The sequence below is a fragment of the Rhodobacteraceae bacterium LMO-JJ12 genome (assembly GCA_021555075.1).
In the GTDB taxonomy this organism is placed as follows: domain Bacteria; phylum Pseudomonadota; class Alphaproteobacteria; order Rhodobacterales; family Rhodobacteraceae; genus JAKGBX01.
Window position 1 is genome coordinate 1,527,414 of the sequence record JAKGBX010000001.1, and the last position, 23,038, is coordinate 1,550,451.

Genomic DNA, 23,038 nt, shown 5'->3' on the forward strand with positions numbered 1-23,038 from the left:
AGGCGGCCCTGTCTCGCTAACCGTGGGTATTCGGTTAATTTGGAGCGGGCGAAGAGATTCGAACTCTCGACCCTAACCTTGGCAAGGTTATGCTCTACCCCTGAGCTACGCCCGCATCCTTGAGTGAGGCGGAGATATGAAATCTGGCCCGGGGCTGCAAGGGGAAAAACGCGCCAAAGTGAAAGATTTTCATCTTATGACCCGCCCATCGGGCCAGCGGCCCCCTCACGCGGGCCTTTGGTCAGATCAAGACCAGCACCAGATTGGCAATCGACAGGGCCAACAGCAAGACAAAGGTCAGCGTTGCGCCGCCACCCCGGCCCGGGGACCAATGGGGCAGACGCCCCATGCCGAAAGCGTGCAAACCTCGTGCAACCAGCAAGGTGAGCCCGCTGACGTGCAGCCAAGTGGACCCCAGGCCGTTCACCTCGGCCAAACCCATGAGGATCAGCAGCATGGGAACGTATTCGACAAAATTGGCGTGTGTGCGCATGGCGTTGGCCATGATCGGGTCGCCCTTGTCACCGGACATTACCTTGCGGCGGCCGCGCTGCACCACGACCCAAGAGCTGAGGCCAAGGTAGAACAGCCCGAGCAAGCCAGCATAAAGGGTTGTGACGGCAAGTGACATGAGACCTCTCCGGAATATGAAATACCCGGCCAGTCTGACGATTGGCCGGGTGTTTGCAAAGCGTGACGTCGCGGGGATGTTAAAGCGTTCCGCCTTAACCTGACGTCAGGGATGGGGCGGAGCGCCGTGCAGCAGATAGGTTCCGCGCGTGACGCCCAAAACCCGTGTTTCAGGTTTTGGGCGCGGGACGCTTTATTCGAACTCGATCAGCAGATCCTTGGCGTCAATTTGCGTGCCGGGTTGGACGTGCACGGCTTTGACCGTGGCGTCGCGTTCGGCGTGGATGCCGGTTTCCATCTTCATCGCCTCAATCGTGAGCAGCATGTCGCCTTCGCGCACCTGTTGACCGGCGCTGACCACGACCGAAGCGACCACGCCGGGCATTGGCGCGCCGATATGGCTGGGGTCGCCCTCGATCGCCTTGGGGCGTTGGGCGGTCTGGGATTTCACCAGGCGGTTGGGCACGCGGATCACCCGGGGCTGACCGTTGAGTTCAAAGAACACCTTCACTTCGCCGTCTTCGTTGGTTTCGCTGATCGCCTGGCAGCGGATTTCAAGCGTCTTGCCGGGGTCGATCTCGGTCGAGATCTCGTCGCCCGGTTCCATGCCGTAAAAGAACGTCTTGGTGGGCAGTGTGCGCACCGGGCCATAGGTGCGATGACGGCCCATGTAATCGAGGAAGACCTTGGGATACATCAGGTATCCGTTGAGGTCTTCGTTGTCGAACTTGAAGCCTTCGAGCTCCTTTGACAGATCTTCGCGGGTTTTTTCCAGATCGACCGGGGCGAGATGTTTGCCGGGGCGTTCGGTGTTTGGGGCTTCGTCTTTCAACACCTTCTTGACGATCGTGTCGGGGAAGCCGCCGGGAGGCTGACCAAGATTGCCGCGCATCATGTCGATTACCGAGTCGGGGAAGGCGACATCGGTTTCGGGGTCTTCCACATCGGCGCGGGAGAGGCCTTGGGAGATCATCATCAAGGCCATGTCGCCAACCACTTTTGAGCTGGGCGTGACCTTTACGATGTCGCCGAACATATGGTTCACATCGGCGTAGGCCTGCGCCACTTCGGGCCAGCGCTCTTCAAGCCCGAGCGAGCGGGCCTGGGCCTTGAGGTTGGTGAACTGACCGCCGGGCATTTCGTGCAGGTAGACCTCGGAGGCGGGGGCCATGAGGCCGGATTCAAACGCGGCGTATTGGGTGCGGACCTGCCCCCAATAGTTGGAAATCTCGCGAATTGCGGAGATGTCGAGCCCGGTGTCGCGCTCGGTATTGTCGAGGGCTTCGACGATGGAACCGAGGCACGCCTGCGAGGTGCCGCCCGAAAACGCATCCATCGCCAGATCGGCGGCGTCGACGCCTGCATCGGCGGCGGCGATAATGGTCGCCCCGGCGACGCCCGAGGTGTCATGGGTGTGGAAGTGAATCGGCAGGCCGGTTTCGTCCTTGAGCGCCTTGATCAGTACGCGCGCGGCGGCGGGTTTCAAAAGGCCAGCCATGTCCTTGAGGCCAAGCACATGCGCGCCGGCGGCTTCGAGATCCTTGGCCATGCCGACATAGTATTTCAGGTCGTATTTGGCGCGGTCGGGGTCGAGGATATCGCCAGTATAGCAGATCGTGCCTTCGCAGATCTTGCCGCTTTCGATCACGGCGTCCATGGCGACGCGCATGTTTTCAACCCAGTTGAGGCTGTCAAAGACGCGGAAGATGTCGATGCCGGTTTCAGCCGCTTGCCGCACGAATTCCTGCACCACGTTGTCGGGGTAGTTGGTGTAGCCGACGCCGTTGGAGGCGCGCAGCAGCATTTGAGTGAGCGTATTGGGCATGGCCGCGCGCAGATCGCGCAGGCGCTGCCAAGGGCATTCCTGCAAGAAGCGATAGGCCACATCGAAAGTGGCTCCGCCCCAGCATTCGACCGAGAACAGGCCGGGCAGGTTGGCGGCGTAGGCGGGCGCGACCTTGATCATGTCGATCGAGCGCATCCGCGTGGCCAGAAGCGATTGGTGGCCGTCACGCATGGTGGTGTCGGTGATCAGAAGCTGTTTCTGGGCCTTCATCCAGTCGGCCACGGCCTTGGGGCCTTTTTCAACGAGCAGGTTCTTGGCGCCGGATGGCGGGCGGTCTGTTCGCAGCTTGGGCGGACGAGGCTCTTTCAGGTCGGCGGGCGGTTTGGGGCGATCTTGGGTTTCGGGGTGACCGTTAACCGAGATGTCGGCAATGTAGGTCAGCACCTTGGTGCCGCGGTCGCGGCGCTTCTTGAACTGAAAGAGGGCAGGCGTTTCGTCGATGAAACTGGTTGTGTAATCGTTGTTTACGAACGACGGGTGTTTGAGCAGGTTTTCAACAAAGGCGATGTTGGTGGAAACGCCACGAATGCGGAATTCGCGCAGGGCGCGGTCCATCCGGGCGATGGCCATTTCAGGGGTCGGCGCCCAAGCGGTGATCTTGGTCAGAAGGCTGTCATAATAGCGTGTGATGATGCCGCCCGCGTAGGCGGTGCCGCCATCGAGCCGGATGCCCATGCCCGTGGCCGAGCGATAAGCGGTGATGCGGCCATAGTCGGGGATGAAGTTGTTCTGCGGGTCTTCGGTCGTGACGCGGCATTGCAGGGCGTGGCCATTGAGGGTGACATGGTCCTGATCAGGTTTGCCGGTGGCCTGGGCGATGGTCTTGCCCTCGGCGATGAGGATCTGGGCGCGCACGATGTCGATGCCGGTGACCTCTTCGGTGACGGTATGTTCGACCTGCACGCGCGGGTTTACTTCGATGAAGTAGAATTGGCTGGTGTCCATATCCATAAGGAATTCGACTGTGCCGGCGCATTCGTAATTGACGTGTTTGCAGATCTTGTATCCGAGTTCGCAAATCTCGGCGCGCTGCAGGTCGGTGAGGTAGGGGGCGGGGGCGCGTTCGACCACCTTTTGGTTGCGCCGCTGAACCGAGCAATCGCGCTCAAACAGGTGATACATGCCGCCGTGCTTGTCGCCCAGTATCTGCACCTCGACATGGCGCGCACGGGTGATCATCTTTTCGAGATACCCTTCGCCATTGCCAAAGGCGGCTTCGGCTTCGCGGCGTCCTTCGAGCACCTTTTCTTCCAACTCGCTTTCCGACTGAATCGGGCGCATGCCGCGCCCGCCGCCGCCCCAGGAGGCCTTGAGCATCAAGGGATAGCCGACTTCCGAGGCCTGTTTGCGCGTGTCGGTCATGTCATCGCCCAAAACCTCGGTGGCGGGGATGACGGGGACACCGGCTTCGATTGCGACGCGCCGCGCGCTGGCCTTGTCGCCGAGCGCGCGCATGGTGCTGGCCTTGGGGCCGATGAAGGCGATTCCGGCGGCGTCGCAGGCATCAACAAAATCGGGGTTTTCGCTGAGCAGGCCATAGCCCGGATGGATCGCATCGGCGCCGCAATCCTTGGCTACGCGGATGATGTCGTCAATGCAGAGGTATGCCGCGACGGGCCCGAGTCCTTCGCCGATTCGGTAGGCTTCATCCGCTTTGAAACGATGCAGGCAGAGCTTGTCCTCTTCGGCATAGACCGCGACGGTGCGCTTGCCCATCTCGTTGGCGGCGCGCATCACGCGGATGGCGATTTCGCCCCGGTTGGCGATGAGGATTTTCTTGAAGTCTGGCATCGGGTATCCCTTGGGTTGTTCGGTATTCCGCTGTGGCTTGCGCGATTTGCTAGCGCGATGCCGCATCGCAGCGCAAGCGTTGCTGTGTCTGAGTGACAAAAATTATCGACATTTTCGCTCCAATTGCATCCGCGCGAACTTTTCTTTCCTTTGAGAGGTAAGTGACGCAGTTTTTATTCGCGACGTAAGGGAGGCCGACAGCGGAAGGCGGCAGCTATGTCTTCGCAGCTTAACGCCGAAAGGGGGCCGCCAGAGGGTCGAGCCGGGTGGAAAGATCGGCGAAATGCTCGATGCCGATCTGGCCCATGTTGGCTTCTAGGTCGCGGCGCAGCATGTCGGCCAGATGATCGGGGCCGCGCGCGCCAAGAGCGGCGAGGGCAAAATGCCAGGCACGCCCCAACATCACGAAATCAGCCCCGAGGGCGAGGGCGCGCAGGATGTCGAGCCCGCCTTCGACGCCGCTGTCGAAAATGATCGGCAGGTTGGTCGCGGCGCGCATGGCGGGCAGCATTTCTATTGTGCTGGGCGCGCCATCAAATTGCCGCCCGGCATGGTTGGAGAGCCAGATGCCGTCGATCCCTTGGTTTTCCAGCCCTTTGGCTTCGGCAGGGTTCATCACGCCTTTGAGCAGCAAGGGACCATCCCACAGGTCGCGCACGGCGCGGACATAGTCGAGATCGGGGGAGGTGCGCAGCAGGTAGCCGATGTGTTCGGTCGAGGGCAAGGCGCCGTGATCGTCGATATAGCTTTCGATGGTGCGCAGGCGCGGCATACCGTGCGGGCGCATTGCCATGGCCCAAGCGGGGCGCTGGGCGATCTGCCAGAGGATGCGCGGCGTGGTGCGGGGTGGATGGGTCAGCCCCGAGCGGGTCTGGCGTTCGCGCCGCGAGGCGACCGGCACGTCGACGGTGAGGGCAACTGTCTTGAACCCGGCGGTTTTGGCGCGTTTGAGGATGTCGCGCAGGATCTCGGGGTCTTTTGGCGGGTAGAGTTGAAACCAGCCGTGATTTCCCAGGACCGGCGCGACATGTTCGGGGGTCTGCGCCGCCACGGTAGAGAGGCAATAGGGAATGTCGAGGCGCGCGGCCGCGTTGGCCAGAAGGTATTCGGCATTGGGCCAGATCAGCCCGGACATGCCCACGGGGGCGATACCGAAGGGCAGGGGCAGATCGGAGCCGAAAAGCTTGACGCAAAGCGCAGGGGTCATTGGGCCGCGCAGGATCTGAGGCATGAAGCGGACCTGGTCGAGCATTTGGCGGTTGCGCCGGAGGGTGGCTTCGCTGCCCGTGCCGCTATCAAGATATTCGAAGACGAAATGCGGGATGCGGCGGCGGGCGCGGGATTTCAGATCCGAGAATCCAGGGTATTTTGCGTGCAGGTCAACCAAGTATCAGATCCCCCGCCAGTCCGAGTGCCATGCCTGCGACCGCGCCAAGTGCGGGCAGCCATGCCTTTTGCAATTTGACCTGTGGCGCGATGTCTTCGAACATCAGGTAGAGAATTGCACCCGCTGCCAGAAGCATCATTGCGCCCAGCGTGGCAGGATGATCGGCGAGAAACACGTAGCCCAATACGGCGCCGATCGGCCCAAGCGCGGCAAGGGCGACGAATTCACGCAAAACCCGGGGGCCGGACGCCTTGTTTCGGCTGGTTCTTTCACGATAAGCGTTGAACCCTTCGGGCAGGTTTTGCAGACCGATCAGCGCGGCAAGCAGCAGGGTGGCGCCGCTATCGACCGTATAAAGCGCGCCCAAGGCCATGATTTCAGGCAAGAAATCGGTGAGCATGGCGATGAATTGACCCGAAGAGTGGCCCCGTCGCGCGATCAACCCGTTCAGGCCCGCCATTGCAAGACCACCAGCCATGAGCCAGAGCGGCGCGCTCCACGGTGCGACCTTGGCAGAACCATCGGGAATGAGAACGAAGGCAACAGCGGCCAGAAGCGCGCCGGCACCAAAGGCGATCACCGCATGGCGAAACTCTTCCTCCAGCCAGTTAGGTTGCAGGTTTTCGCGGCGTGCCAGAAGTGCTCCGAGAGGGATCATGCCTCCGGCAAGCGTCGCGAGGATCAAGACTTGAATCATGGCGTCAGGCTATCTGTTGGCAAAACGCACGCAAGAGGGAACAGAGGGCGAACAAAGACTTTCGCCCGCCGCGCAGGCGCGCTATCTTGCCGGGCATGAGCAGTTTTGACGAATCCGAAGCCTTTGAAGGGGCATCGCTTTCGGCGCGCGCGATGGCGGCGCGTCCGAGGCCATATCTTGACGAGTTGAACCCGGCGCAGCGCGATGCGGTCGAGGCGTTGGACGGGCCGGTATTGATGCTGGCCGGGGCCGGGACCGGCAAGACCAAGGCGTTAACCACGCGGATCGTGCATCTGCTGAACACTGGCCGCGCACGGCCCAACGAAATACTGGCGGTGACCTTTACCAACAAGGCCGCGCGCGAAATGAAAGAGCGGGTGGCGCGGATGCTGGGCCAGCCGGTTGAGGGGATGCCATGGCTGGGCACATTTCATGCGATTTGTGTCAAGCTTTTGCGTCGTCATGCCGAGTTGGTGGGGTTGAAGTCGAACTTTACCATTTTGGACACGGACGATCAGCTTCGGCTTTTGAAACAACTGGTTAGCGCGAGCAACATTGACGATAAACGCTGGCCCGCGCGGATGCTGGCGGGGATCATCGACAATTGGAAGAACCGCGCATGGACACCCGAAACGGTGCCAGGGAGCGAGGCGGGGGCGTATAACAATCGCGGCACCGAGCTTTATGCGCAATACCAGGTGCGGCTGCGCGAGCTGAACGCGGTTGATTTCGGTGATCTGCTGCTGCTTGTGGTGACTATTTTTCAGAAACACCCGGATGTTCTGGCGCAGTACCAGGGCTGGTTTCGTTATGTTCTGGTGGACGAATACCAAGATACAAACGTGGCGCAGTATTTATGGCTGAGGCTGTTGGCGGGCAAGCATAAGAATATCTGTTGCGTGGGCGATGACGATCAGTCGATCTATGGTTGGCGCGGCGCCGAGGTGGGTAATATCCTGCGGTTTGAAAAGGATTTTCCGGGCGCCAAGGTGGTGCGGTTGGAGCAGAATTACCGCTCAACCCCGCATATCCTTGCGGCGGCTGCAGGGGTGATCCGGGGCAATGAGAACCGGCTGGGCAAGGAGCTTTGGACCGAGGCCGAAGACGGTGAGAAGGTGCGGCTGATCGGGCATTGGGACGGCGAGGAAGAAGCGCGCTGGATCGGCGAGGAGATCGAGGCGATGCAGGGCGGCGCGCGCGGTATGCGCAAGATTTCATTGGATGAAATGGCGATTCTGGTGCGTGCATCGCACCAGATGCGGGCGTTTGAGGATCGGTTTCTGACGATTGGTCTGCCTTATCGCGTGATCGGCGGGCCGCGGTTTTACGAGCGCATGGAGATCCGCGATGCGATGGCCTATTTCCGGCTGGTGGTGTCGCCGGATGATGATCTGGCGTTTGAGAGGATCGTCAATACGCCCAAACGGGGCTTGGGCGATGTGGCGCAAAAGAAGATCCAAGCGGCGGCGCGCAGCAATGGTGTCTCGCTGGTCGAAGGCGCGCGAATATTGCTTGAAACCAAGGGGTTGGGTGGTAAGGGCGCGATCGAGCTTGGGCGGTTGATCGAAGGGTTGGACCGTTGGGGTCGGATGGCGGGCAGCCCGGAGCTTTCTCATGTCGAGTTGGCCGAGATTATCTTGGACGAGTCGGGCTATACGGGGCATTGGCAGAACGACAAGACGCCGGAAGCGCCGGGGCGGCTGGAGAACCTCAAGGAATTGGTCAAGGCGTTGGAAGCGTTTGAAAACCTTGGGAGATTTTTGGAGCATGTCAGCCTGATCATGGATAATGCGAGCGGGGATGAAGACGAAAAGGTCTCTATCATGACGCTGCATGCGGCCAAGGGGCTGGAGTTTCCCGCGGTGTTCTTACCAGGGTGGGAAGACGGGCTTTTCCCTTCGCAACGCTCGATGGATGAGAGTGGAATCAAAGGGTTAGAAGAAGAGCGGCGGTTGGCTTATGTGGGAATTACGCGGGCTGAGGAGATTTGCACGATCAGTTTTGCGGGCAACCGGTTGGTGTTTGGGCAGTGGCAGAGCGCGATGCCGTCGCGGTTTATTGATGAATTGCCCGAGGCACATGTCGATGTGCTGACCCCGCCGGGGCTTTATGGCGGGGGATATGGTGCGGCGGCACCCAGAAGTGGCGGGATCGATGCCCGAGTGGCGGAGGCCAATGTATATAACTCTCCGGGGTGGAAGCGGATGCAGACCCGCATTCAGGATCGCCCGGTAAGTCAGCCGAAAGACAGCAGGAATCAGGTTATCGACCTGAAAGCCGTGTCGTCTCATACGGTGGGCGAACGGGTGTTTCACCAGAAGTTCGGCTATGGTGAGGTGCTGAGCATTGAGGGTGACAAGTTGGAAATTGCCTTTGAAAAGGCCGGCACCAAGAAGGTGATCGCCAAATTTATCTCCGGCGCAGACGACATCCCGTTTTAAGCAATTGGTAAGCAGGTGTTAACGGCGCATTTGGCGCGAAAAGCGGGGGTGACTCGCGGCTGCCACCCGGCTGCCCTCTGGCTGCCGGTGAAGCGGGGCAGAGGCGGGGTGAAAAAGGGTTAACCGGGCGTGCGCGCATTAGAGGGCGTTAAAGCCTAGGCCGATTTGCGCGCCAGCATGGTTGCAAACTGAAGCTGTGCCCCGTTGTGCATGGTGCCAAGGTCTTCGTTGTATTTGAGCATTTCCCAGCCCTGATAGATTGTGCTGAGCTGACCCTCACCCAGGGTGAACGGAAAGCCGACCGGGCAGGGATTTGCATCGGTATCCATCGCACAAACGATCAGATTATGGCCGCCGGGCAGGGTATGTTCTTGCATGTCGGCGAGAACGGCCCCGACCCGACCGGGGTCAAGAAACATCAGGGTCACGGTACAGGTAATGAATCCGTAGTCGGCATCCAATTCGGCCTTGTTGATATCATAGACGCGTGGATCAATGTTGTTGATGTCTTCTTGCGCGACAATGGATTGCAGCATTTGAAGGGCATTGGTGTTGTTGTCCACTGCGGTGACATCAAAACCCAGCTGGCCCAGATGCAGGGCATTGCGGCCATTGGAGCACCCCATGTCGAGTGTCTTGCACGGTGCAATATGCTGGCCGGCGTTGACCACCTCGCTATGCGGCGGGGTGATGCCGTAGCGGCTGTTCAGGTCTGTCATTTTGATCTCCGGTATGGGTGGGCTGCTATCGGTTTCTTGGAAAGAAAGATAATCCGACTTGTGAATACCTATTTAGGGCCATAACAGCAACCCCAAGGTCAACTCTTACACGTGCATTTGTGGAATGGCCGATTGGTTGCCAGGTCTTCGGTGGCACGCGTTCTGATCAAAAACCAAGCAGGAATTGAAGATTTTAGCCACGCTTGCGCGCCTCGACATTCGAGCGCCTCGCCGCATCCGCCGCCTTGGGCTCGAATCAGACCTTTGTTGGGGCGGCCCGCTCCGGTGTGGAAGTGATTCCGGCATTCGCAGCGCGATGCGCAAAGAGCAAAAAAAACGGCGGCGCTCTGGGAGGAGAGGCGCCGCCGTTAAAAAATTGCCGAAATCGGGAGGAGGAGTGACCCCGGCAAATTCTTTGGTCTTAGCGACAGTGGCACCCAGGGAGGAGGAGAGGGAACCACCGTCATTCACTATGCCGAAATCGGGAGGAGGTGACCCCGGCACAATCTCGTTTTGGTTAGTGACGGCGGCATCCAGGGAGGAGGAGAGGATGCCGCCGTCTCTTGCAATGCCGAGATCGGGAGGAGGTGACCCCGGCACATTCTTCAAATTTTGCGGCGGCGGAACCTAGGGAGGAGGAGCGGTTCCGCCGCCATGTAACAGATGACCCAGGGAGGAGGAGAGGGGCACCTGATTCGTGAAACTGTTTAGCGCGTGCCGTAGACCGCCTCGTAGGCGGCGGCGCGCAGGTTGTAGGGCGACAGGCCGAGATCTGTCATCTCGCGCGATGACAAGGTGGCTAGTTCGGCACAGGTCTTGCGGTAGAGGCGATATTTGGCGAAACGCTCGGCCAAGGACGAAAACGCCGGAGCGAAGGCGGCTGCGCCTTTTGCCATCGCCATTGTCTTTGTGCTATCTGCGTATGCCATCGGTCTCTTCCTTTTGGGCGATCCGCCCGATCCGTGTTTCTGTCTTGTGAACTACATATAGACAAATGCTGCAGGTGCGAAAAGGCTTAGGACAGCAATGCTGCCATGCAGCATTTGCATACGTGACGCTGGGGAAAGTTTAATCTAAACGGGTATTTACGATGCGTAATAAAGGTAAGGTCGTCGTGATATAGTGAGATGTTTGGCGGGTGGGGTGCGACACTAATAGGCATTAACAATACCCATTAGATCTTGAACTCTGCTGAAAAACCAACAGGGTCATTGCAAGCAGAAATTGGAGACGGACATTATGGCACTTACACGTGAAAGCATATTGGAGGAGTTGGGCCGAATCCAGCTTTCCGACGGCGAAACGCTGACCTCGCGCGGGATGGTCAAGGCGCTGTCGATTGATGAGGGGCAAGTCAAGTTCGTCATCGAAGCGGCCACACCGGAAGAAGCGCAAAAGATGGGGCCGGTGCGTGACGCCGCGCAAAACCTTATTAGTCTGCTGGATGGAGTTGCGGGGGTTAGCGTCGTGCTGACCGCGCATGGACCGTCAGAAAAGCCGGCGGCGCCTGATCTTAAGGTGGGGCGCCATCCGAGCGGGCAGAAGGGCAAGATTGCAATTCCGGGTGTGAAGCGGATCATCGCGATTGGTTCGGGCAAGGGGGGCGTGGGCAAATCGACCGTGTCGGTCAACCTTGCGGTCGCCTTGGCACGGCAAGGCAAGAAGGTGGGGTTGCTTGATGCCGATATATATGGGCCGAGCCAGCCGCGTATGTTGGGGATCGCCGAACGCGCACGCGCGGGCGAGGATGGCAAGCTGCATGCGCCCGAGGCCTTTGGCATTCGCATGATGTCAATCGGGCTTATGGTGGAAGAGGGGCAGGCCGTGGTCTGGCGTGGGCCGATGCTGATCGGGGCGCTGGAGCAGTTTCTCTCGGATGTGTCCTGGGGCGAGTTGGATGTCTTGATTGTCGATCTGCCGCCGGGGACGGGGGATGTGTTGCTGAGCCTCGCGCAGAAAACCACGCTGGATGGTGCGATCATGGTGAGCACGCCGCAGGATGTGGCGTTGATTGATGCGCGCAAGGGGATCGACATGCTCAACAAGCTGAAGGTGCCGATTGTCGGGCTGATCGAGAATATGAGCACGTATGTTTGCCCGAAATGCGGCCATGAGGAACATATCTTTGGCCATGGCGGCATGGCGGACGAGGCTGCGAAGCTTGGGGTGCCTTTGTTGGCGCAGTTGCCGATTGATCTGCAAACACGGCTGGGGGGCGACGAGGGCCGCCCCGTGGCGGCAGGGGCCGGCACGATGGCCGATGCCTATGCAAGGCTGGCGCGGGAAATGATTTCGCGCGGCACACTCTGAGCAGAGCCGCAGGCGGCGGGGTGCGCTAGGGGCGCACCCGGCGCGCCTATGGGACTTCATGGGACAGCGCGCGGGACTTTATGGGACCGACGTCGGCCATGCGCCCGAATTTCGAATCAAATCATGAAAACTTGCCGAGATTTGGTGTGAATCGCCGTTGATTCGGATGATTCCGGGTCTGCTTGCCGAGGTTTTCGGCTGCGTTTCAGTCATGTCGAGGAATTCTTCGGGAAATTGGGGGAATTTTTTGTATGCCCCAGGTTTTACTACATCTTGTGTGTATATCCCGTATCTTCCGCTAGGTTAGGTGATTGGCGAGCTGTTTTTCCTGCTATATGTTGTTTCTCAGGGGCCTCGAAAACAAGATGATGTGCCGGTTGCCCGTAAAAAACAGTTGATTACCATTAATTCCCATGTCATCCCTGTAATCACGATGAAGACGAGACACAGGGGCGCTACAAAGACCCCGAACATAAAAAACTCCTAAGTCAGGTTTCATACAGGCACCTCGCTTTCATCAACACAGAGATCCGGCGCGCGGGCGAGCAGACATCCCCCCAGGTGGCGCGCGCAGCTGGACACCCCGCACAGCGGGACGAGGGCGGTGGATTGATCAGTGGCAGCAGATCAATCCGCCGTTTCCTTTAAAAGGCCCCTTCGAACGGAAATGGAACGCAGGGGCCGCTGATATAGGAAGAGGGCCAGGGACAGTGACCCGCAGGTTCAGAGGCGAAAGCCACCACAAGGTGGATGCGAAGGGCAGGGTGTCTATCCCGGCCCTGTTTCGCCGTGTGCTTGAGGCGGGCGACCCTGAATGGAAAGAGGGGCTGAACCCCAACCTGGTGATCGTTTATGGCGATCATCGCCGTAAATTCCTTGAATGCTATACCATGGAAGCCATCGCAGAGGTCGATCAGCAGATCGAGGACCTGCCGCGCGGCTCGATGGAGCGGCGGATGTTGCAACGCATGTTTCATGGTCAGAGTTTCCCCACCACTGTGGATGAGACCGGGCGGCTTGTGCTGCCGGCCAAGCTGCGCGCCAAGATCGCCTTGGAAAACGAGGCGTTTTTCATCGCAGCGGGCGATACGTTCCAGATCTGGAAGCCCGAAACCTATGAAGAAGAAGAGCTTGCGAAAACCGATGCGTGGCTGGACGAGCTGCCCGATGATTTCGATCCGCTGATCTTTCTCGACAAGGCAGCCAAGGGCAAAAAGGAAGAGCAATGATGGCGGCGGCTGCCAATTCGCCCGGTAATGATGCTCCGCATATCCCTGTTCTGCTTGGCCCGCTCTTGCGGGCTGTGGCGCCTGTAAAGGGTGTCTGGCTGGACGGGACTTTCGGCGCGGGTGGTTATGCGCGGGCGTTTCTTGAAGCGGGGGCCGACAAGGTGATCGGGGTAGACCGTGACCCGGCGGTTTTTGAGATGGCGGCGGCCTGGGCCGGGGCATATGGCGACCGGCTTGAGCTGGTTCAGGGTGTATTTTCGAAATTGGATGAGTATGGCAGCGCGCTTGATGGCGTGGTGCTTGATCTTGGGGTCAGCTCGATGCAGCTGGATCAAGCAGAGCGCGGGTTTTCCTTTATGACGGATGGGCCGCTGGACATGCGGATGAGCCAGCAAGGGCCGAGCGCGGCCGAGATCGTCAATCAGGCGGAAGAGGCCGATTTGGCGGATATCCTCTATCTCTATGGTGAAGAGAGGGCGAGCCGCCGGATCGCGCGCAATATTGTGCGGGCAAGAGACGCCGCGCCCATCGAGACGACGCGGCAACTGACCGAAATCATTGAAAAATCCCTGCCACGGCCCAAGCCGGGACAGAGCCATCCGGCGACTCGCAGCTTTCAGGCGATACGCATTGCGGTGAATGATGAATACGGCGAGCTGGTGGCGGGGCTGGAGGCGGCAGAACGTGCGCTCAGACCCGGCGGGCAATTGGCCGTCGTGACGTTTCATTCAATTGAAGACCGGATGGTGAAGCGGTTTTTTGCAGAAAAATCGGGTGGCGGCGGCGGCAGTCGCTATGCGCCGGAGGTGACGCGCGAGGCGCAGTTCGAGGTCAAATCGCGCAAGGCGATCGGCCCGGATGATGAGGAACTGGCGCAAAACCCGCGCAGCCGCAGTGCCAAGCTGCGGGTGGGTGTGCGCACAGAGGTTGGTGCCGAACCGGTGGATCGCAAGGCAATTGGTATGCCGCAATTGGGGAGACGGGGGCGATGAAAGGCCTTTTGTATGTGCTGACCGCTGTATCGGTCATCGGGCTGGCCTTTTGGGCCTATCACGAGAATTACCGCACTCAGGAAGCGCTGAACAAGACCGAAGACCTGCAACGCCAGATCGGTCTGGCGCGTGAGCGGCTGAGCGTTTTGAATGCCGAATGGGCGTATCTCAATCGCCCCGACAGGCTGCGCGAGTTGGCTGATCTGAACTTTGAACGGCTGGCGCTTTTGCCGCTTTCGGCAGAGCAGTTCGGGCGGATTGATCAGGTGTCGTATCCTGTTGAAAAGGCTTTGGATTTATCCGATTCTGTGGATGTGTCGAGCGATGGAGAGAAGCCATGATCCGCACGCCTCTGCGCCCGTTGGCGCGTATTCTGGACGCCCGTGCCAAGGGCGAAAACCCCGACGCAATTGAGCGCGAGAACCTGCGCAAACGCCACGAAGATATGCGCGAGCGTTCCTGTGCGCGCGCCGAGGGTCGGCTTTTGGTGCTGGGGGTAATGTTTTTCCTGGCCTTTGGCGTGGTGGGGGGGCGTATGGCGCTGATGGCGGGCACGGAACCGGCGGAGCCAAGGGTGCGCGCCAGCGAGGCCGAGATTCTCACCCAACGCGCCGATATTGTGGATCGCCGGGGGCGCATTCTGGCCACCAATTTCGAGACCCACAGTCTCTATGCCCATCCGCAGAACATGATCGAGCCGACCCGCGTGGCGCGTGCGCTGGTCTCGATCTTTCCCGATCTTGATGAGGCGCGGTTGATCAAGGATTTCACCGGCAAGCGCAAGTTCGTGTGGATCAAGAAGAAGATCAGCCCTGAGCAGAAACAGGCGGTTTTCGATATTGGCGATCCTGGCCTTTTGTTTGGCCCGCGCGAGATGCGCCTATACCCCAACGGCAAGCTGGCTGCGCATGTGATGGGGGGCGCGTCATTTGGCAAAGAGGGCGTGGACGCCGCCGAGGTGATTGGCGTTGCCGGGGTGGAAAAGACGTTTGACGAATATCTGCGCGATCCGGCGCGCGAAGGGCAGCCGTTGCAATTGTCGATCGACATGACGGTGCAGGCGGCCGCGGAACGGGTGCTTTATGGCGGCATGCGATTGATGAACGCCAAGGGCGCGGCGGCGGTTTTGATGGATGTGCATACCGGCGAGGTGATTTCGGTCGTCAGCCTTCCGGATTTCGACCCCAACGACCGCCCGCGCCCGCCAACCGAAGGCGCGCCGGACGACAGCCCGCTGTTTAACCGGGCTGTGCAGGGGGTTTATGAGCTGGGTTCGACCTTCAAGATCTTCACCACCGCGCAGGCGATGGAGTTGGGGCTGGTCAATCCTTCGACGATGATCGACATTCGTGGCCCGCTTAGGTGGGGCAAGCACCGGATTCGGGATTTTCACAATTATGGCAAGGAGTTGTCTGTTACCAAGGTGATCGTCAAAAGCTCGAATATTGGCACTGCGCGGATTGCCCAGATGATCGGAGGCAAGCGGCAGAAAGAGTTTCTGACAGCACTTGGTCTGATGGAGCGCGTGCCGTTGGAGATTGTCGAAGCGCGCGGCTCAACGCCGCTGACGCCGCTCAATTGGTCGGAGATTTCGACCATGACGATTTCTTATGGCCACGGTATTTCGGTAAGCCCTTTGCATCTGGCCGCTGGCTATGCGGCGATTGCCAATGGCGGAACGAAGGTTGAGCCGACAATTCTCAAGCGAAATGGGCCGCAATATGGACCGCGTGTGATGAGCAAACAGGTGGCTGCCGCATCGCGCGACATGCTGCGTCAGGTAGTGACCGATGGCACGGCGAGCTTTGGCGATGTGCCGGGTTATGCGGTGGGTGGCAAGACCGGCTCGGCGGACAAGCCCAAGCCGAATGGGGGTTATTACAAAGGCAGGTTGATTTCGACCTTTGCCTCGATCTTTCCGGCGCATGATCCGAAATATGTGTTGATCGTGACGCTGGATGAGCCGGAAATCCAGAGCTATGGCGAAATGCGCCGCACGGCGGGGTGGACGGCGGTGCCGGTCGCCGCGGAAATAATCAACCGGGTGGCACCGCTTTTGGGGCTGAGACCTGAGGTTGAGCCGGGGCAATTGGCTGGTATAACGCTGACATCAAATTAAGCCATAAAGGGCAATCGGCAGATGGGCGGGCAGGCGAAAACTCTGACGGAACTGGGCCTGACCGCCCTGCAAGGCCGCGAGGTCGAGATTACCGGGTTGGCAGTGGATAGCCGCGATGTGCGCGAGGGGTTTCTCTTTGCGGCGTTGCCGGGCACCAAGGTGCATGGCGCCGAGTTCATCCAATATGCGCTGCGTATGGGAGCGGGCGCCGTTCTGACGGATGCGCAGGGCAAGAGGATCGCAAGTGAGGTGTTGTCACAGAGTGACGCGGCGCTTGTGGTGAGCGAAGACCCGCGACAGGTGCTGGCCTATACGGCGGCGCTGTGGTTCGGGCGCCAGCCCAAGACGATGATTGCGGTGACGGGCACCAACGGCAAGACCAGCGTGGCCAGTTTTGCGCGCATGATCTGGAGCGAGTTGGGCTTGGACGCGGTCAATCTTGGCACGACGGGGGTTGAGGGGGCGTGGAGTGCGCCGCTTGCCCATACGACGCCCGAGCCGATTACGCTGCACCGCACGTTGGCGGCGGCGGCTGATGCGGGTGTCACCCATGCCGCGATGGAAGCGTCGTCGCACGGGTTGAGTCAGAAACGTCTGGACGGGGTGCACCTGAGGGCGGCGGGGTTCACCAATTTTACCCAGGACCATCTGGATTATCACGACAGTTTTGATGCCTATTTCGAGGCCAAGGCGGGGCTTTTCCTGCGGGTGTTGGGCGAGGACGGCGTGGCGGTGATCAATATCGACGATCCGCGCGGGCCGGATATGGCGGCGATTGCAGGTGGCAGGGGGCAGGAATTGATCGCGGTGGGGCGCACCGAGGGGGCGGATATTCGCCTGACGGCGCAACGCTTTGACGCGACGGGACAGGAAGTTTTTTTCACGTGGAAATCCAAGGGGTTTCGCACTTATCTGCCGCTGATTGGCGGGTTTCAGGCGGAGAATGTCCTGCTGGCGGCCGGGCTTGTGATTGCGGCGGGGGAAGCGCCCGAGCGGGTGTTTGAAACGCTCGATCACATGGGCGGTGTGCGCGGGCGAATGCAGTTGGCGGCGCGGCGCAGCAATGGAGCGGCGGTATTTGTCGATTATGCCCACACGCCGGACGCAGTGGCGACGGCCTTGCAGGCGATGCGCCCGCATGTGGCAGGGCGCATCATTGCCATTGTCGGGGCCGGTGGGGACCGTGATGTGGGCAAACGTCCGTTGATGGGGGCGGCAGCGGCCAAGCATGCCGACGTGGTGATCGTGAGCGATGACAACCCGCGCAGCGAAGACCCGGCGGCGATTCGGGCCGCCGTGATGCAGGGATGCCCCGAGGCCAACGAGGTCGGCGACCGGGCAGAGGCGATTTTGCGCGGCGTCGATATGCTGGGGCCGGGGGATGCATTGTTGATTGCCGGAAAAGGCCATGAAACGGGGCAGATCGTTGGCGATGATGTTTTGCCGTTTGATGATGCTGAACAGGCCAGCGTGGCGGTGGCGGCGCTGGAAGGGGGGATGGCATGACGCTGTGGAGCAGTGCCGACGCGGTGGCGGCAACCGGTGGGCGGGCGACACGGGATTTTGCGGCAACGGGCGTGTCGATTGACACACGGACATTGCAGCCGGGGGATCTGTTCGTGGCGCTTCGCGACGTGCGCGATGGGCATGACTTTGTCGCGCAGGCGTTGGACAAGGGGGCGGCGGCGGCGTTGGTAAGCCACGTTCCCGAGGGCGTGGCCGAGGATGCACCGCTATTGATCGTGGACGATGTTTTGACGGCGCTGGAAGCGCTGGGGCGGACGGCGCGGGCGCGCAGCAAGGCGAAGGTTGTGGCGGTGACGGGATCGGTCGGCAAGACCTCGACCAAGGAGATGCTGCGCACGGTGCTGGAGCGGCAGGGGCGCACGCATGCGGCGGAGGCGAGTTACAACAATCAGTGGGGTGTGCCGTTGACGCTGGCGCGGATGCCCGCCGATACGGAATTTGCGGTGATCGAGATCGGGATGAGCCACCCCGGCGAGATCGAACCGCTTGCCCGGATGGCGCGCCCGCATGTGGCGATGATTACCACGGTGGCCCCAGCGCATATGGAAGCGTTTGACAATATTGAGGGAATCGCCCGCGAGAAGGCGGCGATCTTTGACGGGTTGGAACCCGGCGGGGTCGCCGTGATCAACGCCGATGTGGGAACCAGCGCGATTCTTCTGGACAAGGCGCGCGCGGTGGGAGCGGCGCCGGTACTGTTTGGGGTCAACGGTGCGGATTACCATCTTGAGCGGGTCACGCTGGCCGATGAGACCACGATCTGTGAGGCCGAAGCCTGGAGCGAGTTGCTTGTGTTCAAGATCTCGACGCCGGGGCGGCATTTCGCGATGAACGGGCTTGGCACCTTGGCCGCCGTTGCGGCGCTGGGCGCGGATGCCGGGATTGCGGCGAGCGATATTGCCGCCTGGCACCCACCGGCCGGGCGGGGCACTCGCGAACGCGTGGTGTTGGACGATCAGACCGAGGCGGAGCTGGCGTTGATTGACGATGCGTTCAACGCCAATCCGACCTCGATGGCGGTGTCGCTGGAGGTGTTGGCCGCGGCGACTCCTCTGAATACTCGCACCGGGCGGCGGATCGCGATTCTGGGAGATATGCTGGAACTGGGCGAGAGCGAAGCGGCGGATCATGTGGCGATTGCCAAATTGCCGTGGATTTCGAAAATTCATGTCGTGCATTGTGTCGGGCCGCGGATGCAGCACCTTTATGACGCCCTGAGCCCTGACAAGCGCGGTGAATGGCTGGAAACTGCGCCCGAGATGGTCGCGCTGGTGCGCAAGCTGGTGCATCCGGGCGATATCGTGCTGGTCAAGGGCTCGAAAGGGTCCAAGGTCAGTCTGGTTGTTGACGCGATCCGCAAAATGGGCCATCCGGCGCCCATGCAACAAAGGGACGATTGAATGCTGTATTGGCTGACCTTGCTGTCGGATGGTGGGGATGTTTTCAACTTGTTCCGCTATATCACCTTCCGGGCAGGGGGGGCGTTCATGACCGCTCTGCTGTTCGGGTTTATTTTCGGGCCGCCTCTGATCAATGTGCTGCGTCGCCGTCAGGGCAAGGGGCAGCCCATTCGCAACGACGGTCCCGAGAGCCATTTCGAAAAGGCCGGCACGCCTACGATGGGCGGCTTGTTGATCGTTGGTGCGTTGTTGACCTCGACGTTGCTGTGGGCGCGGTTGGACAATCCGTTTGTCTGGCTGGTGCTGTTTGTGACGATGAGCTTTGCCGCCATCGGGTTCGCCGATGACTATGCCAAGGTGAGCAAGCAATCGAGCGCAGGTGTGTCTGGTAAGGTGCGGTTATTGCTTGGGTTTCTGATTTCCGGGATCGCGGGGTATTGGGCCGCACAGTATCACCCGGACGCGCTGCAATACAAAGTGGCGCTGCCGGTGTTCAAGGATACGCTGATCAACATGGGCATGTTTTTCGTGCCGTTTTCGATGATCGTGATCGTGGGCGCGGCCAATGCCGTCAACCTGACCGATGGGTTGGACGGATTGGCCATCATGCCGGTGATGATCGCCGCCGGGACGCTGGGTGTGATCGCCTATGCGGTGGGGCGGGTCGATTTCACCGAATATCTGGACGTGCATTATGTGCCGGGGACGGGTGAAATCCTGATTTTCTGCGCCGGGTTGATTGGCGGGGGACTGGGGTTTCTTTGGTATAACGCGCCGCCAGCGGCAGTGTTCATGGGCGATACCGGGTCGCTGGCGCTGGGTGGCGCGCTGGGCGCGATTGCGGTGGCGACCAAGCACGAAATCGTTCTGGCGATCGTTGGCGGGCTGTTCGTGGTCGAGGCGATGTCGGTGATCATCCAGGTTTTGTATTTCAAACGAACGGGAAAGCGGGTGTTTCTGATGGCGCCGATCCATCACCATTACGAGAAAAAGGGTTGGGCCGAGCCGCAAATCGTGATCCGGTTCTGGATCATTTCGCTGATCCTCGCCATGATCGGGCTGGCGACGCTGAAGGTGCGCTGAGCGGGGCCTGTTGGCCCTGACAGGCGAGGCCCGTGCGGGCCGGGATTTTGGGGGTCTGAATGATACCGGTGCAAGGATATGACGGCCACAAGGTGGCGGTTCTGGGGCTTGGGCGATCCGGGTTGTCGGCGGCGCGTGCGCTCAGGGCTGGCGGCGCCGAGGTGCTGTGCTGGGACGACAGCGTCGATGCCCGCGAAAAGGCGGAAACAGAAGGATTTCAATGTGTTGACCTGATGCGGGACGGCGCGTTTGAAAGTGTTTTCGCGCTGATTGTTTCGCCGGGTATTCCACATCTCTATCCGACGCCCAACCGGGTTATCGAGGCGGCATGGGCGGCGGGTGTGCCGGTGGATAACGATATCGGGTTGTTCTTCCGTTCGCTCGGCGGGAATGATTGGGACCGTTTTGATGTGATGCCAAAGGTGGTGGCCGTGACCGGATCGAACGGCAAGTCGACCACTTCGGCGTTGATCCATCATCTGCTGGAAGCGGCGGGGCGAGAGGCGCAACTGGCCGGGAATATCGGGCGCGGGGTGCTGGATATCGACCCGCCGGGCGAGGCCGGTGTCGTGGTGTTGGAATTGTCGAGCTATCAGACCGATCTGGCGAGATCTCTGACCCCGGATGTGGCTGTTTTCACAAACCTTTCGCCCGATCATCTAGACCGGCACGGAGGTCTTGGGGGGTATTTTGCGGCCAAGCGTCGGCTGTTTTCCGAGGGCGGGCCGGATCGGGCCGTGATCGGGGTGGATGAGGCGGAGGGGCGGTATCTGGCCAATCAGATGGTGGAAGGGGCGGCAGATGACCGCCTGATCGCGATCTCGGTGGAACGAAAACTGAGCGGGCCGGGCTGGTATGTGTTTGCACGCAAAGGGTTTTTGGCCGAATGGCGCAAGGGACGGCAGGTGGCGTCGATTGATCTGCGCAAGGTGGCGGGGCTTCCCGGGGCGCACAATCACCAGAATGCCTGTGCCGCCTATGCGGTGTGCCGGACTTTGGGGCTGGGGCCGCGCGAAATCGAGCAAGGATTTCAAAGCTTTGGCGGTTTGCCGCATCGCTCGCAACTGATCCGGGAAGTGCGGGGCGTGCGGTTTGTGAATGATTCCAAGGCAACAAATGTGGATTCGGCGGCCAAGGCATTGAAGGCGTTCGATAAAATCCGCTGGATCTGTGGCGGGCTGGAGAAGGAGGGCGGGCTTGGCGGTTTGCTCGACGCGACGGGATCAGTCGTGAAGGCCTATGTCATCGGGCGCGAGGCGGCGAATTTTGCCATTCAACTTCAAGGGGTTGAGGCGGAAGTTTGCACTTCAATGGAGGAAGCCGTGGCCCGTGCGGCGGGCGAGGCGGAGGCCGGGGACGTGGTTTTACTGGCCCCGGCGGCGGCGTCGTTTGACCAGTATGACAACTTTGAGAAACGCGGTGAGCATTTCATGGAAGAGGTTGCCAAGTTGTTGTAATTAGTGGCAAATTCCGCTCCGTTGTGCGCCGTCCCAAGGGATGTAGATGTCCTTGGGGATGTGCAGCTTTCCAACCGGGAAGGCACCTTTTAGCAAGGCGCGCAGGCGGGCGGTGCGTGGCGCTTTTGGGTCGAGGGCAGCACAGCAGACATATTCCTCAACGATGCTGGCTTGTTGCTCGAATCCGTAATCGAGAAACCGTGTTTTCGTATTGATATCATAGAGATAGGGGTCTTCCCCGGCCTTGTGTTCATTGGCGGCGCGGATCGGGGAATAGCCGGTTTTGGCGCGATTCTGCCATTGCCAGACATGGGTGGTTTCATGGGCGAAAAGCATCGCGGCGAAGAGGTTGAGAGATTTCGGGTAGGACGCCAGATAATCGTTTGTGTAGTAGGGCTTAGCAAAGAAAACCGTGTTGTGCATGGCGATGGCGGCGGGGCCGACGGTGACGGTTTCGCTGGTCGGTTCGGGCCAGATGCGCTCGCGGCACGCAAGGCGGGGGCGTTTCTGGCGCTTGTAAGTCACCTTCCCCACCAATGCGCCATCGTGAAAACGCATGATTTCGGTGTTGGTTGTCCCGCCAAATAATTGATCGGCAAAGGATTTTTCGCCCATCGTCAGGGGGCGTCCACAGGCGGCGAGGATCAGGAAAAAGGCGAGGAAAACGTGCTTCATGGGCGCAGTTTAAGAGAGGTTGGCGCAACGTGCGAGAGGGTTAATGGCCCAATTTGCGCAAAAATGCGCAGGGGGTGATTTGCGTCTGACATCCGGCTGCTGCCCGGCTGCCGCCTGAACCGTGGCGCGCAGCATTGGTTCGGCGGGTTAACGCCGCGTTCGCCGACAAAGGGCGCAAATTCTCGGGAACGTTTTGCGCCGCTCACGGTTGTTATGGGGAAGACAACGAGAAGGCAACGAAAGGAGAGACGACATGAATTGGGATCAAGTAAAAGGTAAATGGACCGAACTCAAAGGCAAGGCCCGTGAGAACTGGGGCGAGCTGACCGACGATGAGTTGGACCAGGTCCAGGGCAACCGCGAACAGATGGTTGGTCTGGTTCAGCAGAAATACGGCAAGGCCAAAGAAGTGGCCGAGAAAGAAGTCGACGACTGGTCGGCGCGCATGGGCTGAGTTTTTCCGCTGTTTGGTAGTGAGTGTGCCCCGGAGGTTTCGACCTCCGGGGTTTTTCATGCGCTATGGGGTTGGCGCTATTTGAGGGGCAACGGGGGGCGGTTTATACCTTCTTCTTTGCACCGAGGCTGACGGGTTTGCCGAGGTTGGAATTGGCTGTGGCGCTGACCTTGGGTTGTTCTTTTTTCGGCTTCTTGGTTTCGCGGTTGCCGCGGTTTTTCTCTTTGGACATGGTGTGGTTCCCTTAAGAGCGTTCCCGAAGGGCGTGACCCTGCGGGCCG

General features: G+C 60.1%; 18 protein-coding genes and 1 tRNA gene. 11 read left to right on the plus strand and 8 right to left on the minus strand.

From position 1 onward, the window contains the following. Positions 1 to 40: 40 nt before the first annotated feature. From LZG00_07315 to LZG00_07335, 5 genes are all read right to left on the minus strand, one after another. Positions 41 to 115 (minus strand) — tRNA-Gly (locus LZG00_07315). 126 nt (positions 116 to 241) lie between these two features. Further along, on the minus strand, positions 242 to 631 hold the full coding sequence (locus LZG00_07320) for an MAPEG family protein (protein ID MCF3593806.1): 390 nt from the start codon (positions 629 to 631) through the stop codon (positions 242 to 244). A gap of 192 nt (positions 632 to 823) precedes the next feature. Further along, positions 824 to 4,267, minus strand: coding sequence for a pyruvate carboxylase (locus LZG00_07325; protein MCF3593807.1), 3,444 nt, complete (start codon positions 4,265 to 4,267; stop codon positions 824 to 826). Between the two features lie 229 nt (positions 4,268 to 4,496). Next, a complete protein-coding gene (locus tag LZG00_07330; GenBank protein MCF3593808.1) occupies positions 4,497 to 5,654 on the minus strand; it encodes an alpha-hydroxy-acid oxidizing protein in 1,158 nt (385 codons plus the stop codon). Further along, a complete protein-coding gene (locus tag LZG00_07335; GenBank protein MCF3593809.1) occupies positions 5,647 to 6,351 on the minus strand; it encodes a hypothetical protein in 705 nt (234 codons plus the stop codon). Before LZG00_07335 ends, LZG00_07330 begins: the two co-directional genes overlap by 8 nt. 95 nt (positions 6,352 to 6,446) lie before the next feature. On the opposite strand from LZG00_07335, the gene LZG00_07340 reads away from it, so the two are divergent. Then, positions 6,447 to 8,792, plus strand: coding sequence for a UvrD-helicase domain-containing protein (locus tag LZG00_07340; protein MCF3593810.1), 2,346 nt, complete (start codon positions 6,447 to 6,449; stop codon positions 8,790 to 8,792). A 155-nt stretch (positions 8,793 to 8,947) separates the two neighbouring features. Here the strand turns inward: LZG00_07340 and tehB are convergent, their stop codons facing one another. Together tehB and LZG00_07350 are read right to left on the minus strand one after the other, a co-directional pair. Then, complete coding sequence (gene tehB / locus LZG00_07345; GenBank protein MCF3593811.1) at positions 8,948 to 9,511, minus strand: tellurite resistance methyltransferase TehB; 564 nt, start codon at positions 9,509 to 9,511, stop codon at positions 8,948 to 8,950. Positions 9,512 to 10,218: 707 nt separating this feature from the next. After that, positions 10,219 to 10,440, minus strand: coding sequence for a DUF1127 domain-containing protein (locus LZG00_07350; GenBank protein ID MCF3593812.1), 222 nt, complete (start codon positions 10,438 to 10,440; stop codon positions 10,219 to 10,221). A gap of 310 nt (positions 10,441 to 10,750) precedes the next feature. Between LZG00_07350 and LZG00_07355 the strand changes: the two genes are divergently transcribed. The 9 genes from LZG00_07355 to murD all read left to right on the plus strand — a co-directional run bounded on the left by LZG00_07355 (position 10,751) and on the right by murD (position 21,628). After that, the gene (locus LZG00_07355) at positions 10,751 to 11,821 is read left to right on the plus strand and encodes an Mrp/NBP35 family ATP-binding protein (GenBank protein MCF3593813.1); all 1,071 of its coding nucleotides are present in this window, start codon (positions 10,751 to 10,753) and stop codon (positions 11,819 to 11,821) included. Positions 11,822 to 12,531: 710 nt separating this feature from the next. Beyond that, complete coding sequence (mraZ, locus tag LZG00_07360; GenBank protein MCF3593814.1) at positions 12,532 to 13,050, plus strand: division/cell wall cluster transcriptional repressor MraZ; 519 nt, start codon at positions 12,532 to 12,534, stop codon at positions 13,048 to 13,050. Then, on the plus strand, positions 13,050 to 14,042 hold the full coding sequence (gene rsmH / locus LZG00_07365; GenBank protein ID MCF3593815.1) for a 16S rRNA (cytosine(1402)-N(4))-methyltransferase RsmH: 993 nt from the start codon (positions 13,050 to 13,052) through the stop codon (positions 14,040 to 14,042). The genes mraZ and rsmH overlap by 1 nt, the downstream gene beginning before the upstream one ends. Next, entirely contained in the window at positions 14,039 to 14,383 is a 345-nt protein-coding gene (locus tag LZG00_07370; GenBank protein ID MCF3593816.1) for a cell division protein FtsL, read from the plus strand. The genes rsmH and LZG00_07370 overlap by 4 nt, the downstream gene beginning before the upstream one ends. Beyond that, a complete protein-coding gene (locus LZG00_07375) occupies positions 14,380 to 16,161 on the plus strand; it encodes a penicillin-binding protein 2 (protein MCF3593817.1) in 1,782 nt (593 codons plus the stop codon). The genes LZG00_07370 and LZG00_07375 overlap by 4 nt, the downstream gene beginning before the upstream one ends. Before the next feature lie 21 nt (positions 16,162 to 16,182). Beyond that, positions 16,183 to 17,667 carry a UDP-N-acetylmuramoyl-L-alanyl-D-glutamate--2,6-diaminopimelate ligase gene (locus tag LZG00_07380; GenBank protein ID MCF3593818.1) on the plus strand — a complete coding sequence of 495 codons (1,485 nt, stop codon included), beginning with the start codon at positions 16,183 to 16,185 and terminating at the stop codon, positions 17,665 to 17,667. Continuing rightward, the gene (gene murF / locus LZG00_07385; GenBank protein ID MCF3593819.1) at positions 17,664 to 19,088 is read left to right on the plus strand and encodes a UDP-N-acetylmuramoyl-tripeptide--D-alanyl-D-alanine ligase; all 1,425 of its coding nucleotides are present in this window, start codon (positions 17,664 to 17,666) and stop codon (positions 19,086 to 19,088) included. The genes LZG00_07380 and murF overlap by 4 nt, the downstream gene beginning before the upstream one ends. Continuing rightward, the gene (mraY, locus tag LZG00_07390; GenBank protein ID MCF3593820.1) at positions 19,089 to 20,171 is read left to right on the plus strand and encodes a phospho-N-acetylmuramoyl-pentapeptide-transferase; all 1,083 of its coding nucleotides are present in this window, start codon (positions 19,089 to 19,091) and stop codon (positions 20,169 to 20,171) included. A gap of 59 nt (positions 20,172 to 20,230) precedes the next feature. Continuing rightward, positions 20,231 to 21,628, plus strand: coding sequence for a UDP-N-acetylmuramoyl-L-alanine--D-glutamate ligase (gene murD / locus LZG00_07395; protein ID MCF3593821.1), 1,398 nt, complete (start codon positions 20,231 to 20,233; stop codon positions 21,626 to 21,628). Here murD and LZG00_07400 read toward each other — a convergent pair whose 3' ends face one another. Further along, the gene (locus LZG00_07400) at positions 21,629 to 22,303 is read right to left on the minus strand and encodes a hypothetical protein (GenBank protein ID MCF3593822.1); all 675 of its coding nucleotides are present in this window, start codon (positions 22,301 to 22,303) and stop codon (positions 21,629 to 21,631) included. It lies immediately after the preceding gene. Between the two features lie 253 nt (positions 22,304 to 22,556). Here LZG00_07400 and LZG00_07405 point away from each other — a divergent pair, with 253 nt between their 5' ends. Continuing rightward, complete coding sequence (locus LZG00_07405) at positions 22,557 to 22,757, plus strand: CsbD family protein (GenBank protein MCF3593823.1); 201 nt, start codon at positions 22,557 to 22,559, stop codon at positions 22,755 to 22,757. Positions 22,758 to 23,038: the final 281 nt, after the last annotated feature.

What these genes read in the sequence shown, in the direction of transcription:
- LZG00_07350 (MCF3593812.1), bottom strand. Translation starts at nt 10,440, where the DNA reads ATGGCATACGCAGATAGCACAAAGACAATGGCGATGGCAAAAGGCGCA.
- LZG00_07320 (MCF3593806.1), bottom strand. Translation starts at nt 631, where the DNA reads ATGTCACTTGCCGTCACAACCCTTTATGCTGGCTTGCTCGGGCTGTTC.
- mraY (MCF3593820.1), top strand. Translation starts at nt 19,089, where the DNA reads ATGCTGTATTGGCTGACCTTGCTGTCGGATGGTGGGGATGTTTTCAAC.
- LZG00_07400 (MCF3593822.1), bottom strand. Translation starts at nt 22,303, where the DNA reads ATGAAGCACGTTTTCCTCGCCTTTTTCCTGATCCTCGCCGCCTGTGGA.
- LZG00_07405 (MCF3593823.1), top strand. Translation starts at nt 22,557, where the DNA reads ATGAATTGGGATCAAGTAAAAGGTAAATGGACCGAACTCAAAGGCAAG.
- tehB (MCF3593811.1), bottom strand. Translation starts at nt 9,511, where the DNA reads ATGACAGACCTGAACAGCCGCTACGGCATCACCCCGCCGCATAGCGAG.
- LZG00_07335 (MCF3593809.1), bottom strand. Translation starts at nt 6,351, where the DNA reads ATGATTCAAGTCTTGATCCTCGCGACGCTTGCCGGAGGCATGATCCCT.
- murD (MCF3593821.1), top strand. Translation starts at nt 20,231, where the DNA reads ATGATACCGGTGCAAGGATATGACGGCCACAAGGTGGCGGTTCTGGGG.
- murF (MCF3593819.1), top strand. Translation starts at nt 17,664, where the DNA reads ATGACGCTGTGGAGCAGTGCCGACGCGGTGGCGGCAACCGGTGGGCGG.
- LZG00_07340 (MCF3593810.1), top strand. Translation starts at nt 6,447, where the DNA reads ATGAGCAGTTTTGACGAATCCGAAGCCTTTGAAGGGGCATCGCTTTCG.
- LZG00_07380 (MCF3593818.1), top strand. Translation starts at nt 16,183, where the DNA reads ATGGGCGGGCAGGCGAAAACTCTGACGGAACTGGGCCTGACCGCCCTG.
- LZG00_07370 (MCF3593816.1), top strand. Translation starts at nt 14,039, where the DNA reads ATGAAAGGCCTTTTGTATGTGCTGACCGCTGTATCGGTCATCGGGCTG.
- LZG00_07375 (MCF3593817.1), top strand. Translation starts at nt 14,380, where the DNA reads ATGATCCGCACGCCTCTGCGCCCGTTGGCGCGTATTCTGGACGCCCGT.
- rsmH (MCF3593815.1), top strand. Translation starts at nt 13,050, where the DNA reads ATGGCGGCGGCTGCCAATTCGCCCGGTAATGATGCTCCGCATATCCCT.
- LZG00_07325 (MCF3593807.1), bottom strand. Translation starts at nt 4,267, where the DNA reads ATGCCAGACTTCAAGAAAATCCTCATCGCCAACCGGGGCGAAATCGCC.
- LZG00_07355 (MCF3593813.1), top strand. Translation starts at nt 10,751, where the DNA reads ATGGCACTTACACGTGAAAGCATATTGGAGGAGTTGGGCCGAATCCAG.